We start from the raw sequence: 17,258 nt of genomic DNA on the forward strand, positions 1-17,258 counted from the left end.
GGATGAAAAACAACCGTTTATTTGCTGTTGATGGTGCGGTGTCCGGCCTGCTGGGGATCTGCTGTCTGGCGACCTTGGCGTTTACGCTGTTGATGCCAGGGCGCTTTTTTACCGAGAACACTTTTCTGAGTATTGCGTTTCAACTGCCGGAGCTGGGGTTACTGACCTTTGCCATGTTCGTGCCGATGCTGAGCGGCGGGTTGAACCTGTCGATCATCGGTACCGCCAACCTGACCAGCCTGTTTATGGCCTGGCTGCTGATCAGTTTTGTGCCACCGGAAGCCAGTACGGCGGTGCAACTGATGTGGCTGGTGCTCGCTTTACTGGGCGCTGCGCTGATCGCCGTGATCATTGGATGCCTGACTGGGCTGATGATCTCCCGTATTGGTGCTCACCCCATTCTGGTGACTCTGGGAAGCATGACGATCATCAGCGGGATCGGCGTCTACCTGACCAAAGGGGCGGCGTTGAGCGGCATGCCGCCGCTGGTGCGCAGTATAGGGGCGGAAGTGGTCTGGGGCGTGCCGGTACCGATGCTGATTTTCATTGTGGCATCGGTGGCGTTGGCGCTGTTGCTGGGGAAAACCCGGCTGGGCAAATCCATCTACATGTGCGGCAGCAACATCAACGCCACCTGGTTTAGCGGCATTCGTACCGATCGGGTGATGCTGGCCATCTATAGCATTTCCAGCCTGCTGTGCGTGCTGGCCGGTTTAATCATGATGGCGCGTTTTAACTCGGCACGCATGGGGTATGGCGATTCTTACCTGCTGTTGACCGTGTTGGCGATTGTGTTGGGGGGCACCAACCCGTTTGGCGGCGTTGGCAAGGTCAGCCATGTGTTTTGTGCGCTGCTGGTGTTACAGGTGATCGCTACCGGCCTGAGCCTGCTGGGCGTCAGCCTGCACGTCAATCTGGCGGTCTGGGGCATCACCCTGATCTGCGCGCTGGCTTTCAGAACCTTCAAGGACAAATGGCAGGCACGCCGTGCCATGGATCGTAATCGGGCCAAGCTGCAACGTTCGCTGGCCACCGGTGAGGAGAAATAATGCGTAGTCATCCGTTAGGTATTTATGAGAAAGCGTTGCCGAAGCAAACCAGTTGGTTGGAAAAGCTGGCGCTAGCCAAAGCCTGTGGTTTTGATTTTGTCGAAATGTCGATTGATGAAAGTGATGAGCGTCTGGCTCGTCTGGACTGGAGTGCGCAAGAACGCATGGCCATTCTTCAGGCCATGCAGCAGACCGGCATCCGCATCCCGACGCTGTGCCTCTCGGCGCACCGGCGCTTCCCGTTTGGTAGCCGCGATAGCGCTACACGTGACCGTGCCAGGGCGATCATGGTCAAGGCAATCAAACTGGCGCAGGACCTGGGTATCCGTACCATTCAACTGGCCGGCTACGATGTCTATTACGAACCGCAGGACAGCGAAACGATAGCGCGCTTCGAAGCTTCGCTGGCCTGGGCCGTGGCGCAGGCGGCCGGGGCGCAGGTGATGTGCGCGGTAGAGATTATGGATACGCCGTTTATCAACGCCATCAGCAAGTGGAAAGTGCTGGCGGAAAAAATCAATTCGCCGTGGTTTACCGTTTATCCGGATATCGGCAACCTGACCGCCTGGGGCAATGATGTGGACCGCGAGCTGAGTTGCGGCATCGATCAGATTGCGGCGATCCACCTGAAAGATACTTACCCGGTTACGGCAGAGGCGCCGGGGCAGTTCCGCGATGTGCCTTTTGGTGACGGATGCGTGGACTTTGTCGGGCTGTTTAAAACCCTGCAACGGCTCAACTATCGTGGCACTTTCCTGATCGAGATGTGGACCGAAAAGTCGCCGCAGCCCTTGTTGGATATTATCCACGCGCGTCAGTGGATCGAAGAGCAGATGCGTGTTGCTGGCTGGCAGGATGAGCGTTCATCCATGACCATCCCGGGGGAGGTAGCGTGATGAGCCACTATTATCTAGGGATCGACCTGGGCGGCACCGTCACTAAAGCTGGTATCTATAGCCCCGAAGGGCAGGAGCTGGTGGTCACCGAGCAGGCGTTGCCGTTGCTAAGCCCGCAGCGTGGGTTTTGCGAAAGGGATATGGCCGGGCTGTGGGAAGCCACCTGTCAGGTGATCCGCCAGGCGTTGGCCGCAGGCGAAATAGATGCCGGGCAAATCAAAGGGGTGAGCTTCTCGGCGCATGGCAAAGGGCTTTATCTGGTGGATAAACAGGGCCGGGCAGTACGTCAGGGCATTGTGTCATCGGATTCACGTGCGCAAGCCTTGGTCAGCCGTTGGCAGCAAGAGGGCAAAGATCGTCAAGCCTATGGCTACAGCCTGCAACAGCTATGGCCATCGCATCCTGCGGCGTTGCTACGCTGGCTGAAAGATCACGAGCCGGAAAGCTACGCGCAAACCGGCTATGTGCTGATGGTGCATGACTATATCCGCTATTGCCTGACCGGTGTCTTCACCAGTGAAGAAACCAATATTTCCGGCAGCAACCTGTTTAACCAACAGCAGGGCGCGATCGATCCGGCATTGTTGTCGATCTTTGATATTGAAGAAGTGGCGGAGAAAACGGCAGAAATCATCGGTTCAGCCGATTGTGCGGGTTATGTCACGACCGCAGCTGCGCAGCTCAGTGGCCTGAAAGCGGGGACGCCGGTATTTGGCGGTATGTTCGACGTGGTAGGGGCAGCCTTGACCTCCGGGGTGCAGGATGCCAGTCAACTCAGCGCGGTGGCCGGAACCTGGTCCATCGCTACCCGGGTTTTCGATCGCATCATGCCGGCGGAGTATCCTTACGTCTGGGGTAAATACAGCATTCCCGGCACCTATTTTGTCCATGAAGGCAGCCCGACCTCGGCCGGCAACCTCGCCTGGTTTGTGCAGCAGTTTCTCCCCAACCTGCCGGACAGCTACGCCACCTTGAACCAGTGGGCGGAACAGGGTTATCAGAAGTCGGAGGATATTCTGTTTTTCCCTTGGCTGTACGGCTCCAACTTCAAGGCCAATCTGCACGGTGGTTTCCTTGGGTTGTGCGGCCATCATGGTGTGGAAGATATGGTGTATGCCATCTACCAGGGGATCGTGTTCTCGCATCTGCTGCATCAGGATCGCATTCTGGCACTCAGTGCCGGGACTGACAGCATCCGCTTCACCGGTGGGCCAACCCATTCACGGGTATGGATGCAGATGTATTGTGATGCCAGCAATCTGCCGTTGGAGATTGTCGACGTGCGCCAGTCTGGCTGTCGGGCCGCAGCGCTGTGTGCCTCGGTGGGGGCCGGTGAGTTTAGCGGGTTCAGCAGCGCCATTGAGGCCAGCCAGGCACCGATCGTCCGCCTTGAGCCAGATGCCGCGAAACACCGCGTATTGCGCCAACGATTTGAGCGTTTCAAACAGGTGGCAGCAGCACTCAGCACGGTGGAGTAACCGCCAGACTTTCCTTTCCCCAAAGCGCAGCTAACGGCTGCGCTATCATTTTCCCCGCCAAATAATGCTAATTGCAGGATGTACAAGCGGCAAAACACCCGCCATTATGAGGTAGATAGCGCAGGTTTGGCTTACGCCCCTGATCGCTATCATGATAATAAAAAAACAGGGGAGGGTCAGTTCCGGGCCCGATTAAGCAATCTAGAGCAGACAGAGTTCAACAAGCGAATGATCCCACAAATTTCTCAGGCACCCGGCCTCGTTCAACGGGTGCTGGACTTTTTGGCCGCGCTGAAACAGAGCGGATTCAACGGTGACACCGCCACTAGCTATGCCGATCGGTTGACGATGGCGACGGACAACAGCATCTACCAACTGTTGCCTGATGCGGTGGTATTTCCTCGTTCAACCGCCGACGTGGCGCTAATCGCCCGGCTGGCCGATGAAGAACGCTTCAAAGCGTTGACCTTCAGCCCGCGAGGTGGCGGCACCGGCACCAACGGGCAGGCACTGAACACCGGCATTGTGGTTGATATGTCGCGCTACATGAACCGCATTCTGGACATCAACGTCGAGCAGGGCTGGGTACGGGTAGAAGCCGGGGTCATTAAAGACCAGCTCAACCAGTATTTGCGGCCGTTCGGCTATTTCTTTGCTCCTGAGCTTTCCACCAGTAACCGGGCTACTCTGGGCGGCATGATCAATACCGACGCGTCTGGCCAGGGTTCGCTGGTGTATGGCAAAACCTCAGACCATGTGCTGGGGCTGCGGGCGGTATTGCTGGGGGGCGAGATGATCGACACCCGTGCCATGCCGACGCCGCTGGCGGAAACGATTGCTCAGGAAGATACCCCGGAAGGGCGCATCTACCACACGGTGCTGAACCGTTGCCGCGAACAGCGGGCGCTGATCCTGGAAAAATTCCCCAAGCTGAACCGCTTCCTGACTGGCTACGATCTGCGCCATGTACTGAGCGACGATCTGCAATCCTTCGATCTGACGCGCATTCTTACCGGTGCCGAAGGGACCTTGGCCTTTATCACCGAAGCGCGGCTGGATATCACGCCGTTGCCGAAGGTACGGCGGCTGGTTAACGTAAAATACGACTCTTTCGATTCAGCCCTGCGTAATGCCCCTTTTATGGTGGAAGCCAAGGCGCTGTCGGTGGAAACCATCGACTCCAAGGTGCTGAATCTGGCCCGTGAAGATATCGTCTGGCACTCGGTCAGCGAACTGATCACAAACGTGCCGGATAAAGAGATGCTCGGGCTGAACATCGTTGAGTTTGCCGGTGACGACAAAGAGCTGATCGATGGCCAGATGGAAGCGCTGTGCGAACGGCTGGACGACCTGATTTCCGAGCAGCAGTCTGGGGTGATCGGCTATCAGATTTGTGGCGACCTGACCGGCATTGAGCGCATCTACAACATGCGTAAAAAGGCGGTTGGCTTACTGGGTAACGCCAAAGGGCAGGCCAAGCCCATTCCGTTTGCCGAAGATACCTGCGTACCGCCGCAGCACCTGGCCGATTACATTACCGAGTTCCGCCAACTGTTAGATAGCCATAACCTGAGCTACGGCATGTTTGGCCACGTGGATGCCGGGGTGTTGCACGTACGTCCGGCACTGGATATGTGCGATCCACAGCAAGAAGTGCTAATGAAGCAAATCTCTGACCAGGTGGTGGCGTTAACTGCGAAATACGGTGGCCTGCTGTGGGGCGAACACGGTAAAGGCTTCCGGGCGGAATATAGTCCGGCGTTCTTCGGTGAGGAACTGTATGAAGAACTGCGTCGCATCAAGGCCGCGTTTGATCCACTCAATCGCCTGAACCCTGGGAAGATCTGTCCGCCGCTGGGTGTTGACGCCGTGATGATGAAGGTTGATGCGGTGAAACGCGGCACGCTGGATCGTCGCATTCCGATCGATGTCCGCACCTCGTTCCGTGGCGCGATGGAGTGTAACGGCAACGGACTCTGCTTCAACTTTGATGTGCACAGTCCGATGTGTCCGTCGATGAAGATCACCGCCAATCGGATCCACTCACCTAAAGGCCGTGCGGCACTGGTGCGCGAATGGTTACGGTTGCTGGCAGAGCAGGGCGTCGATCCCGTCGCGCTGGAACAGCAGTTGCCACAGCAGCGCCTCAGCTTCCGCACCCTGGTCGAGAAAACCCGTAATAGCTGGCACGCTGGCAAGGGGGAATATGACTTCTCCCATGAGGTCAAGGAAGCCATGTCTGGCTGCCTGGCCTGTAAGGCCTGCTCTACCCAGTGTCCGATCAAGATCGACGTGCCGGGCTTCCGTTCGCGCTTCTTGCAGCTATATCACACCCGCTACCTGCGTCCGTTGCGTGACTACATGGTCGCTGGCGTTGAGAGCTACACCCCGCTGATGGCCAAAGCGCCCAAGGTGTTCAACTTCTTCTTCAAGCAGCCTTGGGTGCGGGAACTGAGCCGCAGCAGCATCGGCATGGTGGATTTGCCGCTGCTTTCCAGCCCGACGTTACGCCAGCAGCTTTCTGGCCATAGCGCGTTTAGCATGACACTGGAGCAGTTGGAGGCATTGAGCGATAGCCAGCGCGAACAGCATGTGCTGGTGGTGCAGGATCCGTTTACCAGCTATTACGATGCCCAGGTAGTGGCAGACTTTGTCCGGCTGGTGGAAAAACTGGGCTACAAACCGGTATTGCTGCCGTTCTCACCGAACGGCAAGGCGCAACATATCAAAGGTTTCCTGACGCGCTTTGCCAAAACGGCGCGCAAGACCGCAGACTTCCTCAATCGGGTTGCCAAGCTTGGGATGCCGATGGTGGGTGTCGATCCGGCTCTGGTGCTGTGCTATCGCGACGAGTATCAAGAAATCCTTGGAGCCGATCGGGGTGATTTCCAGGTGCAACTGGTTCACGAATGGTTGCAGAAACTGCTGGCCGAACGTGCGGAACAGCCCGCCACCGGGGAAGCCTGGTATCTGTTTGGTCACTGCACCGAAACGACCGCATTACCGGTCAGTACCCAGCAGTGGACTTCGATCTTTGCCCGTTTTGGTGCCAAGTTGGAAAACGTCAGCGTGGGTTGCTGCGGTATGGCGGGCACTTACGGCCATGAAGCCAAGAATCTGCAAAATTCCCTGGGGATTTATGAGTTATCATGGCATCAGGCGCTACAACGTTTGCCAAGGCAACGCTGTCTGGCGACCGGTTATTCTTGCCGCAGCCAGGTCAAGCGCATTGAAGGCAATGGCGTGCGGCACCCGTTACAGGCACTTCTGGAGATGATTGCGTGAAGCTGTGGAAACGTGAAACAACGCTGGAACAACTCAACCAAAGCGGCGAAGGATGTATGGTGGCCCATGTGGGCATTCAATTTACCCGGCTGGAAGATGACTATTTAGAGGCGGTGATGCCGGTTGATAACCGCACCACTCAGCCGTTTGGCCTGTTGCACGGCGGTGCTTCGGTGGTGCTTGCCGAGTCGATGGGCTCGATGGCCGGTTATCTGTGTACCGAAGGGGAGCAAAAGGTGGTGGGGTTGGAGATTAACGCCAACCACCTGCGCGCGGTCTTTAAAGGGCAGGTGCGCGGTGTTTGCCGTGCGTTGCACGCTGGCCGCCGCAATCAGGTCTGGCAGATCGAAATCTTCGACGATCGCGATCGCCTGTGCTGTACCTCCCGGCTGACTACCGCAGTATTGGAGTAAGGGCGTGCGAGGGGGAATGTGCTCGTTGTTTCCCCGCACCCCAACCCTCTGTGCGGAGTCGAGGTAGTGTGTAGGGGAGCCGCATGCTGCGCCCGAGGGTGGCACATTCGGACCCCTCTCCCTGTGGGAGATGGGTCGGTTTCATAGCTGGAACGGTACCCGTTTTACAAAATCTTTCTGAAAAGCGGTGGCTTTGTCCCAGCCGCCCTCCATCGAATATTTCTGGCAAATCAGCGTCAGCGTATGCCGGGCAAAATGATAGCTCTGCACGCGGAACAACTGGCAACGCTGGGGATTGTTGATCTCGATAATCAGCCTATTGTGCAGTTTGCTCAACGCATGCAGATAGCTTTCGTCATCGCCGTTTTCCAGGCATAAATTCGCCATACCAAGGCTGACGGCGTTGTAACGCTTCAGGTGATTGATATGGCATTCCGGCCGCTGCAGCGCCGCTTCCGCCATATAGAAATCCACCGTGACATCACGGATGTTGAACTTGTACTCATCAATCTTGCCCAGCAGCCACGCATTTATCGAGATAGCCATAGGTCCACGCCGAATTAAAGCTAATGATAATCATTATCATATTTGCTGCTGTGGCGATGATCAATGCTCCCCGCCGATTTTTTTCTGTTGTGGGTGATTTGAGTGTCACAGGCTAAAAACACGCGAACGACTAGACTTAAAGCAGGGAAAGGCATTTTTCAGACAGACAAGATGCAGAAATAGGTATTTTCTATGAATGTTTAAAATCGTCGTGTTATCTATCGCTATAACCTTGCGAGGGTCGCGGGATAAGGTCGACGGAATGTGATTAATTACAGCAAATTCAGGTGGATGAAAATTATCCTGCTTGCTGTTTGGTCTGGATATGCCAGCGGTTTATCGTGTTGCCGAACGCCAATCCGGGCGTTTGACAAATACCCCCGCAAAACAAACGGTTGAAGTGATAATCATTATCACTAACATAGGCGGTAAGCCAGTTCGGCTGTGGTAAAACACGAATGTGAGGTAGGCCATATGCATACGGAAGATGTTGGTACTTTTTCCTTGGCAGATAACGTCTGGCAAGGCATCGCGCTGAGCGACAGCGCGGTGAAGCAGATAATCAGACTCATGCAGCAGGATGCTGAGGTTAAAGGGCTGCAACTCGGGGTTAAACAATCCGGCTGTGCGGGCTTTGCCTACGTACTGGATTTGACCCGCGAACCTGCCAGCGACGATCTGTTGTTCGAGCGCGACGGGGCAAAACTGTTCGTGCCGCTGAAGGCGATGCCGTTTATCGATGGCACCACGGTAGATTTTGTTCGGGAAGGGCTGAATCAGATGTTCAAATTTAACAACCCTAAAGCTCAGAACGCCTGCGGGTGCGGTGAGAGCTTTGGCGTTTAAGCGATACCAAAATGACACGAAGCAACGTAGAAACAGCGAATGATGTACCGGCTTGGGTCAGCGAAGGTCGCTACAAGGAAGGATTCTTTACCCAACTGGCCACCGATGAGTTGGCCAAAGGCATCAACGAAGAGGTGGTTCGCGCCATCTCGGCCAAGCGTAACGAACCCGAGTGGATGCTGGAATTCCGCCTGGAGGCTTATCGTGCCTGGCTGCAAATGGAAGAGCCACACTGGCTGAAAGCCAACTATGACAAATTGAACTATCAGGATTACAGCTATTATTCGGCGCCGTCCTGCGGCAGCTGTGATGACGCCTGTGGTTCTCAGCCAGGGGCGGAACAGCAGCCTGGTGCCAGCACGGAAAATGGCTATCTGACCAGCGAGGTTGAACTGGCGTTCAATCAACTGGGCGTTCCGGTGCGTGAGGGTAGCGAGGTGGCGGTGGACGCCATTTTCGACTCGGTTTCCGTCGCCACCACCTATCGTGAAAAGCTGGCGGAAAGCGGGGTGATCTTCTGCTCGTTCGGTGAGGCCATTCACGAACATCCGGATCTGGTGCGCAAGTATCTTGGCCGCGTGGTGCCGCACAACGACAACTTCTTTGCCGCGCTCAATGCAGCGGTGGCTTCCGATGGCACTTTTGTCTACGTGCCAAAGGGCGTGCGCTGCCCGATGGAGCTTTCCACCTATTTTCGCATCAACGCTGCGAAAACCGGTCAGTTTGAACGTACCATCCTGATTGCCGATGAAGGCAGCTACGTCAGCTACATCGAAGGTTGCTCGGCGCCGGTACGCGACAGCTATCAGTTGCACGCTGCGGTGGTGGAAGTGATCCTGCATAAAGACGCCGAAGTGAAGTATTCCACGGTGCAAAACTGGTTCTCCGGTGGCGGCGAAAGCAAGGGCGGTATTCTTAACTTCGTTACCAAGCGCGCGTTGTGCGAAGGGGCGGGTTCAAAAATGTCCTGGACTCAGTCGGAAACCGGCTCGGCGATCACCTGGAAATACCCTAGCGTGATCTTGCAGGGCGACAACTCGATCGGTGAGTTCTTCTCGGTGGCGCTGACCAGCGGTTACCAGCAGGCGGATACCGGCACCAAGATGATCCATATTGGTAAAAACACCAAATCGACCATTATTGCCAAAGGGATCTCCGCCGGGCACAGCCAGAATACCTATCGCGGATTGGTGAAGATCCTGCCTGGGGCGGAAAACGCCCGTAACTTTACCCAGTGCGATTCGATGCTGATCGGACCGAACAGCGGGGCTCATACCTTCCCTTATGTGGAAACGCGCAATAACAGCGCCCAGCTTGAACACGAAGCCACCACGTCGAAGATTGGTGACGACCAGCTGTTCTACTGCCTGCAACGGGGGATCAGTGAAGATGATGCCATCTCGATGATCGTCAATGGTTTCTGTAAGGACGTGTTCTCCGAATTGCCGCTGGAATTTGCCGTGGAGGCACAGAAGTTACTGGCTATCAGCCTGGAACACAGCGTCGGTTAAGCACTCGCATTTATCGCGCAATCGCGCAGTCTGAGGACACAGCATGTTAAGTATCAAGAATTTGCAAGTCAGCGCCGAAGGTAATGAGATCCTCAAGGGGCTGAGCCTGGAGATCAAACCGGGTGAGGTGCACGCCATCATGGGGCCAAACGGCTCCGGCAAAAGCACGCTTTCTGCCACGCTGGCTGGCCGGGAAGAATACGAAGTTACCGCAGGCGAAGTGACGTTTAAAGGCAAAGATCTGCTGGAGTTGGCGCCGGAAGATCGGGCCGGTGAGGGCGTATTCCTGGCGTTCCAGTATCCGGTGGAGATCCCCGGCGTCAGCAACCATTTCTTCCTGCAAGCCTCGGTGAACGCGGTGCGTAAATACCGTGGGCAAGAGGCGCTGGATCGTTTTGATTTTGCCGATTTTATCGAACAGAAAATTGAGCTGTTGAATATGCCAGCGGATTTGTTGACTCGTTCGGTCAACGTTGGTTTTTCCGGCGGTGAGAAGAAGCGCAACGACATCCTGCAAATGGCCGCGCTGGAGCCGGAGCTGTGCATTCTGGATGAAACCGACTCCGGGTTGGATATCGATGCCCTGAAGATTGTGGCCAACGGCGTCAACTCGCTGCGTGACGGCAAGCGTGCGTTTATTATCGTCACTCACTATCAGCGTATTCTCGATTATATCAAACCGGATTACGTCCACGTGCTGTCCCAGGGGCGCATCGTGAAGTCCGGTGATTTTTCATTGGTGAAACAGTTGGAGGAGCAGGGCTATGGCTGGCTTTCCGACCAACAGTAATTCATTGGCGCTACAGCAGATGTACAGCCTGTTCGAAGCCCGTGGTGGCGAGCGCTCTGCACATGCGCTAGCCCACTGGCAGCAGGCTTTGCGCCAAGGCTGGCCGACCCGCAAGCATGAAAACTGGAAATACACCCCGCTGGAAGGCTTGCTGGAGCAACAGTTCCTGGCCCCGGCGGACTCAGTGTTCAGCGCGGCACAGCGTGATCAACTGGCATTGAAGATCGATGCGTACCGTCTGGTGTTTGTCGATGGGCGCCTGTGCCCGCAATTGAGTGACGAGGATCTGGGTGAATACCGCCTGGAGAGGATCGCCTATGTTGCGCCACAAACGCTGCCGGAGCCGATCCAGCCAGAGATTTTCCTGCATCTGAGCGAAAGCCTGGCGCAAGAAACCAGCATTATCCGCCTGGCCGCCGGCAAAAATCCAGACAAGCCACTCTACCTGCTGCATATCAGCAGTGGCCGCGATCTGCCCGGCGAAGTCAATACGCTGCATCACCGGCACCATCTGGAGATTGGCGGCGGTGCGCGGGCGTCGGTCATCGAACATTATGTCAGCGTCAGCTCTGCGGCCCATTTTACCGGTGCGCGTCTGACCGCAACGGTGGGTGATAATGCCGAGTTGCATCACTGCAAACTGGCGTTTGAGAGCCAGGCCAGCTATCACTTTGCCCATAACGACCTGTTGATTGGCCGCGATGCACGGGTGAAAAGCGACAGCTTCCTGCTGGGAGCCGGGCTGACACGCCACCACACCAGCGCACAGTTAAACGGCGAGGGGAGTAATCTGGTGATCAACAGCCTGGTGCTGCCGGTAGGTAAAGAGGTGTGCGACACCCGTACCTATCTGGAGCACAACAAGGGCTATTGCGAAAGCCGCCAACTGCACAAAACGGTGGTCAGCGATCGGGCCAAGGCGGTGTTTAACGGCATGATCAAGGTCGCGCAGCACGCGATCAAAACCGACGGCCAGATGAACAACCACAACCTGCTGTTGGGCAAGGTGGCGGAGGTTGACACCAAACCGCAACTGGAAATCTATGCCGATGATGTCAAATGCAGCCACGGCGCCACCGTGGGCAGGATTGACGAAGAACAGCTGTTCTACCTGCAATCGCGTGGTATCGGCAAGCACGCGGCCCAGCAGATGATCATCTTTGCCTTTGCCGCCGAACTCACAGAGGGCATTGTCGACCCGGTCATTCGGCAACTGGTGCTGGCACGAATTGCCGATCGTTTACCTCGGGAGGCCGCATGAGTTATCCCCTGGAACGGGTGCGTAGCGATTTTCCCCTGCTGAGTCGGGAGGTCAACGGGCAGCCGCTGGCTTACCTGGACAGCGCCGCCAGCGCACAGAAACCGCAGAGTGTGATTGACCGCGAGCTGGATTTTTATCGCCACGGTTATGCCGCAGTGCATCGTGGTATTCACACGTTGAGCGCTGAAGCCACACAGCAGATGGAAGCCGTGCGTGAGCAGGTGGCGCGTTTTATCAACGCGGGCTCGGCGGAAGAAATTGTGTTCGTCAAAGGCACCACCGAAGGCATCAATCTGGTGGCAAACAGCTTTGGCCGTCATCTCCTGACGGCGGGTGATAGCATCATCATCACCGAGATGGAGCACCACGCCAATATTGTCCCCTGGCAAATGCTGGCGCAGGAGCGTGGTATCAAGTTGCGGATCTGGCCGTTGCAGCCTGATGGCTCCCTGGATCTGGCGCAATTGCCGGGTTTGATCGATGCCTCTACCAAACTGTTGGCCATTACCCAGGTATCGAACGTGCTGGGAACCGTTAACCCACTGCATGAAATCATTCCCGTGGCCAAAGCGGCGGGTCTGAAGGTGCTGGTTGATGGCGTTCAGGCGGTGATGCACCAGCGTATCGATGTCCAGGCGCTGGACTGTGATTTCTATGTATTCTCCGGCCACAAGCTCTATGGGCCGAGCGGGATTGGCATTCTGTACGGTAAGCAGGCATTGCTGGAGCAGATGCCGCCGTGGGAAGGCGGTGGTGCGATGATCCAACGGGTCAGCCTGACGCAAGGGACCACCTTTGCTGCGCCTCCATGGCGTTTTGAGGCCGGTTCGCCGAATACGGCTGGCATGATGGGGCTGGGGGCCGCAATCGACTATGTCGAGGCTCTGGGGCTGGAAAACATCCACGACTATGAACAGTCTTTAATGCGTTACGCCCTGGATGCGTTACAACAGGTGCCAACGCTGAAGATTTATGGCCCGGCGCAGCGTGCCGGCGTGATTGCCTTCAACCTGGGTGAACATCATGCCTACGACGTGGGCAGCTTCCTGGATCAATACGGGATTGCCATTCGCACCGGGCACCACTGCGCCATGCCACTGATGGATTTCTACCGGGTGCCAAGTATGTGCCGCGCTTCGCTGGCATTGTACAATAGCCGTCAGGAAGTGGATCGGCTGGTGGCTGGTTTGCAGCGTATTCACCGCTTGTTAGGCTAATTATTCAAGGGAGCCACATGGCGCATTTGCCGGACAAAGATAAACTGGTACGTAACTTTTCCCGTTGTCTGAACTGGGAAGAGAAGTACCTGTACGTGATCGAACTGGGTAGCCAATTGCCTGCGCTGGATGACAGTGAACGCCAGGCAGCCAATCTGATTTCCGGCTGCCAAAGTCAGGTCTGGATCGTGATGAACAAGGACGCGCAGGGGCAGGTCGAGTTTCACGGTGATAGCGATGCCGCCATCGTCAAGGGGCTGCTGGCGGTGGTATTTATCGTCTATCACCAGCTCACGCCGCAGCAAATCCTCGATCTGGATGTGCGTCCCTTCTTCAGCGAACTGGCTTTGAGCCAACATCTGACACCTTCTCGCTCCCAGGGTTTGGAAGCGATGATCCGCGCTATTCGCAGTAAAGCGGCCCAGCTCGTCTGACCGCACACCCCAAGGCTTATTGACGACACGCTATGTCAATGAGCCTTTACAATCTCAGCCAAACTGGCTCATTTCATCATAAATAATAATTATTTCAGTGAGTTACTCGTTGACGATGTCTTGACAATTGAGGTGATTAATTACGTTATAACATGTTGATTTTTGACAATTAATTGCCTTTGAACGGGTTCTTGCTAATATCGAACGAGCATTTGTCTTATTTACCTGCCGGCAAGCGACCGTTAGCCTTGCCATGAACCGTAATAACAATAGGGATGAGAATGAAACGTGCGTTGACTCTAATGGGCGTGTTATTCGCCACCGTACTGACCGGCACCCAGGCCGCCAGTGCCAACGAATACCCATTGCCGCCGCCGGGCAGTCGTCTGATTGGTGAAAATACTATTTATACCGTGCCAAACGATGGCCGTTCGCTGGAAGCCATTGCGGCTGATTACAAGATTGGTCTGTTGGGCATGCTGGAAGCCAACCCAGGCACCGATCCCTATTTGCCTACACCGGGCTCGGCGTTGACGATCCCGACGCAGATGCTGCTGCCGGATACGCCACGCGAAGGGATTGTGGTCAACCTGGCGGAACTGCGCTTGTACTATTACCCGAAAGGGGAAGACAAGGTGATCGTCTATCCCATCGGTATCGGCCAGACCGGCATGAACACGCCGCTGAAAGTAACCTCGGTCAGCCAGAAGATCCCAAACCCGACCTGGACGCCAACCACCAACATTCGCAAGCGTTACCAGTCACAGGGCGTGACACTGCCTGCGGTGGTTCCGGCTGGGCCTGAGAATCCAATGGGTCTGTTTGCCATGCGTCTGGCTATGGGGCATGGGGAATACCTGATCCACGGCACCAATGCCAACTTTGGTATCGGCATGCGCGTCAGTTCAGGCTGTATCCGCCTGCGCCCGGACGATATCGAAGCGCTGTTCAACCAGGTGCCTCAAGGCACCCGAGTGCAAATCGTCAATGAACCGATAAAAGTCGCCGTTGAGCCAGATGGCAAACGCTATGTCGAAGTGCATCAACCATTGTCGAGAGTGGCCAGTGACGATCCACAGACCATGCCGATCGCACTTTCCAAAAATCAGAAAGCATTTGCTGCTGATGAGCAGACCGACAAGGCAATGCTCGACAGCGCCATCGTACGGCGTTCTGGCATGCCAGTGCTGGTCAGTATAGGGCAAGACCCTTCCGCGGTCTCTGTGACGCCTACAGCGCCTCAGGAACAGGCTGCTGGCACTACTGGCGAGACTGGAGCCCCGATTAGTTCGGTGAACTGAGTTCTGGTGTTGAAGAAGGGCGCTGTTTGGTTATAGTGCCATCAATCTGAGCCTGGCGTAGAGCCGGGCTTTTTTTTGTCCGCAAGCGGGAGGGCAAATCAGAGGCAAAAAAAAACGGTGCACAATGTGCACCGTTTTCAATAACCGAAGCGAACTTACTTTTTGTAAGCGTGTGCTTGGTTGTCCAGACGCTGGTTAGCGCGCGCTGCTTCGTCTTTAGCTGCTTGAACGTCTGAACGGATTGCGTTCACGTCGTTGCTCAGCTGATCAACTTTAGCGTTCAGAGTCTGAACGTCAGAAGACAGTTGATCGATTTTAGCATTGCTTGAGCAACCAGCCAGCATAGTAGAAGCCAGGATTACCGCGCCCAGTACCAGTTTAGTACGATTCATTATAACACCCTCTAGATTGAGTTAATCTCCATGTAGCGTTACAAGTATTACACAAACTTTTTTCGAAAGAGAATAAATTTTTTGTATTAGGGTGCTTTATTTTGATCGTTCGCTCAAACTTGCATCTTGTTTTACAAAATCGTTAAAAAATCGAGGGAAAACAGCCGGATTCTATGGGACAACTCTCAATTGAAATGAGCAAAATAAAGCGATTTAATAGTTGCGTTTTTCTGAAAGTGCAGTAAGGCAGATAAAAAAAACGCCGCTAGGCGGCGTTTTGTTCACGGATTTCTTGTCACGTTTATTATTACAGCACGTGAACCGAAGCAGTATTGGTGGTGCCGCTTGGTACCAGAGCACCAGAAACCATCACCACAACGTCGCCTTTTTGTGCCAGGCCGCTCGCCAAAGCCACTTCTTTACCAATGCGGTAGAAGTCGTCGGTAGAGGCAATTTCCTTGACCATCTGAGTGGTAATACCTTTGCTCAGGATCAGCTGACGTGCAGTCACTTCATTGGTAGTCAGTGCCAGGATCACGGCGTTAGGGAAGTATTTACGCACGGATTTGGCTGACTTGCCGCCGCTGGTGGCGACGACGATCAGTGGCGCATCCAGTTTCTCGGCAGTTTCTACCGCACCACGGCACACTGCTTCGGTGATACGCAGTTTACGGTTGTCGTTCAGGGTGTCGATACGGCTTGGCATCACGCGATCGGTACGCTCGCAGATGGTTGCCATGATGGTCACGGCTTCCAGCGGGTATTTACCCTTGGCGCTTTCACCAGACAGCATGACCGCATCGGTACCATCCAGGATGGCGTTGGCAACGTCACCGGCTTCCGCACGAGTAGGGCGCGGGTTCTTGATCATTGAATCCAGCATCTGGGTCGCGGTGATAACCACTTTACGTGCGCGGTTACATTTCTCGATCATCATCTTCTGCGCGAAGATCACTTCTTCTACCGGGATTTCAACGCCCAGGTCGCCACGAGCAACCATGATGCCGTCAGACGCTTCGAGGATCTCGTCGAAGTTGTTCAGGCCTTCCTGGTTTTCGATCTTGGAGATGATCTGAATGTTTTCGCCGCCGTGGGCTTTCAGGTGCTCACGGATTTCCAGCACGTCGGAACGCTTACGGATAAAGGAAGCCGCAACGAAGTCTACGCCTTGCTCACAACCAAAGATCAGGTCACGCTTGTCTTTTTCGGCCAGCGCTGGCAGCTGAATGGAAACGCCCGGCAGGTTAACGCCTTTGTTTTCGCCCAGGTCGCCGCTGTTGAGAACTTTACAGATCACTTCGCTTTCGGTAACTGCAGTCACTTCCATACCGATCAGACCATCGTCCACCAGCACGGTATTGCCAATTTTCAGGTCGGCAGCAAAGCCAGGATAGGTCACCGCAACGCGTTCTTTGTTGCCGATCACGCTCTGGTCGGTGGTGAAGGTGAAGGTTTGGCCAGCAACCAGGGCTGCGTCAACGCCGCCCTCCAGTTTCATGGTACGGATTTCCGGGCCTTTGGTATCGAGCAGGATACCGGCGTTCTTGCCGGTTTTGGCGATCACCGCACGCATATTCTTGATGCGGTTGCCGTGTTCTTCATAATCGCCATGGGAAAAGTTAAGGCGCATTACGTTCATGCCCGCGTTCAGCAGGCTGGTCAGCATTTCTTCCGATTCGGTTTTTGGGCCGATGGTACAAACAATTTTGGTCTTTTTCATGACGATTTTTTCTGCAAGTTGTGATGGATAATAAAACTAACGGTACCGACGGTTAAGCCATCGATAAGGGATTTGAGTTGGACCTGGCAATGCAAAACATAGTTAAGGATAGGTGACCT

15 protein-coding genes are annotated in these 17,258 nt (G+C 55.2%); 12 read left to right on the plus strand and 3 right to left on the minus strand.

The features are described from left to right. Nucleotides 1-2 precede the first annotated feature (2 nt). From U869_RS0119995 to menI, 5 genes are all read left to right on the plus strand, one after another. A complete protein-coding gene (locus U869_RS0119995) occupies nucleotides 3-1,049 on the plus strand; it encodes an ABC transporter permease (protein ID WP_025119737.1) in 1,047 nt (348 codons plus the stop codon). After that, nucleotides 1,049-1,945, plus strand: a complete 897-nt coding sequence (locus tag U869_RS0120000; protein WP_025119736.1) for an L-ribulose-5-phosphate 3-epimerase — start codon at nucleotides 1,049-1,051, stop codon at nucleotides 1,943-1,945. Before U869_RS0119995 ends, U869_RS0120000 begins: the two co-directional genes overlap by 1 nt. Next, entirely contained in the window at nucleotides 1,945-3,423 is a 1,479-nt protein-coding gene (locus U869_RS0120005) for an FGGY-family carbohydrate kinase (RefSeq protein ID WP_025119735.1), read from the plus strand. Before U869_RS0120000 ends, U869_RS0120005 begins: the two co-directional genes overlap by 1 nt. A 228-nt stretch (nucleotides 3,424-3,651) precedes the next feature. Further along, on the plus strand, nucleotides 3,652-6,708 hold the full coding sequence (locus tag U869_RS0120010) for an FAD-binding and (Fe-S)-binding domain-containing protein (protein ID WP_025119734.1): 3,057 nt from the start codon (nucleotides 3,652-3,654) through the stop codon (nucleotides 6,706-6,708). Beyond that, nucleotides 6,705-7,121: a 1,4-dihydroxy-2-naphthoyl-CoA hydrolase gene (menI, locus tag U869_RS0120015; protein WP_025119733.1), complete on the plus strand. Its 417-nt coding sequence runs from the start codon at nucleotides 6,705-6,707 to the stop codon at nucleotides 7,119-7,121. Before U869_RS0120010 ends, menI begins: the two co-directional genes overlap by 4 nt. 141 nt (nucleotides 7,122-7,262) lie before the next feature. Here menI and U869_RS0120020 read toward each other — a convergent pair whose 3' ends face one another. After that, entirely contained in the window at nucleotides 7,263-7,667 is a 405-nt protein-coding gene (locus tag U869_RS0120020) for a hypothetical protein (protein ID WP_025119732.1), read from the minus strand. 474 nt (nucleotides 7,668-8,141) lie between these two features. Between U869_RS0120020 and sufA the strand changes: the two genes are divergently transcribed. From sufA to U869_RS0120055, 7 genes are all read left to right on the plus strand, one after another. Continuing rightward, the gene (gene sufA, locus U869_RS0120025) at nucleotides 8,142-8,513 is read left to right on the plus strand and encodes a Fe-S cluster assembly scaffold SufA (RefSeq protein ID WP_025119731.1); all 372 of its coding nucleotides are present in this window, start codon (nucleotides 8,142-8,144) and stop codon (nucleotides 8,511-8,513) included. A gap of 11 nt (nucleotides 8,514-8,524) precedes the next feature. Next, on the plus strand, nucleotides 8,525-10,024 hold the full coding sequence (gene sufB / locus U869_RS0120030) for a Fe-S cluster assembly protein SufB (RefSeq protein ID WP_025119730.1): 1,500 nt from the start codon (nucleotides 8,525-8,527) through the stop codon (nucleotides 10,022-10,024). 43 nt (nucleotides 10,025-10,067) lie between these two features. Then, the gene (sufC, locus tag U869_RS0120035) at nucleotides 10,068-10,814 is read left to right on the plus strand and encodes a Fe-S cluster assembly ATPase SufC (protein ID WP_025119729.1); all 747 of its coding nucleotides are present in this window, start codon (nucleotides 10,068-10,070) and stop codon (nucleotides 10,812-10,814) included. Beyond that, nucleotides 10,789-12,075, plus strand: coding sequence for a Fe-S cluster assembly protein SufD (sufD, locus tag U869_RS0120040; protein ID WP_025119728.1), 1,287 nt, complete (start codon nucleotides 10,789-10,791; stop codon nucleotides 12,073-12,075). Before sufC ends, sufD begins: the two co-directional genes overlap by 26 nt. After that, nucleotides 12,072-13,292 carry a cysteine desulfurase SufS gene (gene sufS / locus U869_RS0120045; RefSeq protein ID WP_025119727.1) on the plus strand — a complete coding sequence of 407 codons (1,221 nt, stop codon included), beginning with the start codon at nucleotides 12,072-12,074 and terminating at the stop codon, nucleotides 13,290-13,292. Before sufD ends, sufS begins: the two co-directional genes overlap by 4 nt. A 17-nt stretch (nucleotides 13,293-13,309) precedes the next feature. Next, nucleotides 13,310-13,726, plus strand: a complete 417-nt coding sequence (gene sufE, locus U869_RS0120050; protein ID WP_025119726.1) for a cysteine desulfuration protein SufE — start codon at nucleotides 13,310-13,312, stop codon at nucleotides 13,724-13,726. A 281-nt stretch (nucleotides 13,727-14,007) separates the two neighbouring features. After that, nucleotides 14,008-15,027 (plus strand): L,D-transpeptidase family protein, encoded by a 1,020-nt coding sequence (locus U869_RS0120055; RefSeq protein WP_025119725.1) that lies wholly within the window; start codon nucleotides 14,008-14,010, stop codon nucleotides 15,025-15,027. Nucleotides 15,028-15,182: 155 nt separating this feature from the next. Here the strand turns inward: U869_RS0120055 and U869_RS0120060 are convergent, their stop codons facing one another. Then, complete coding sequence (locus U869_RS0120060) at nucleotides 15,183-15,419, minus strand: major outer membrane lipoprotein (RefSeq protein WP_025119724.1); 237 nt, start codon at nucleotides 15,417-15,419, stop codon at nucleotides 15,183-15,185. A 307-nt stretch (nucleotides 15,420-15,726) separates the two neighbouring features. Next, nucleotides 15,727-17,139, minus strand: coding sequence for a pyruvate kinase PykF (gene pykF, locus U869_RS0120065; RefSeq protein ID WP_024486166.1), 1,413 nt, complete (start codon nucleotides 17,137-17,139; stop codon nucleotides 15,727-15,729). Between the last annotated feature and the right edge of the window lie 119 nt (nucleotides 17,140-17,258).

The sequence above is a fragment of the Serratia sp. H1w genome (assembly GCF_000633355.1).
GTDB lineage: Bacteria > Pseudomonadota > Gammaproteobacteria > Enterobacterales > Enterobacteriaceae > Chania.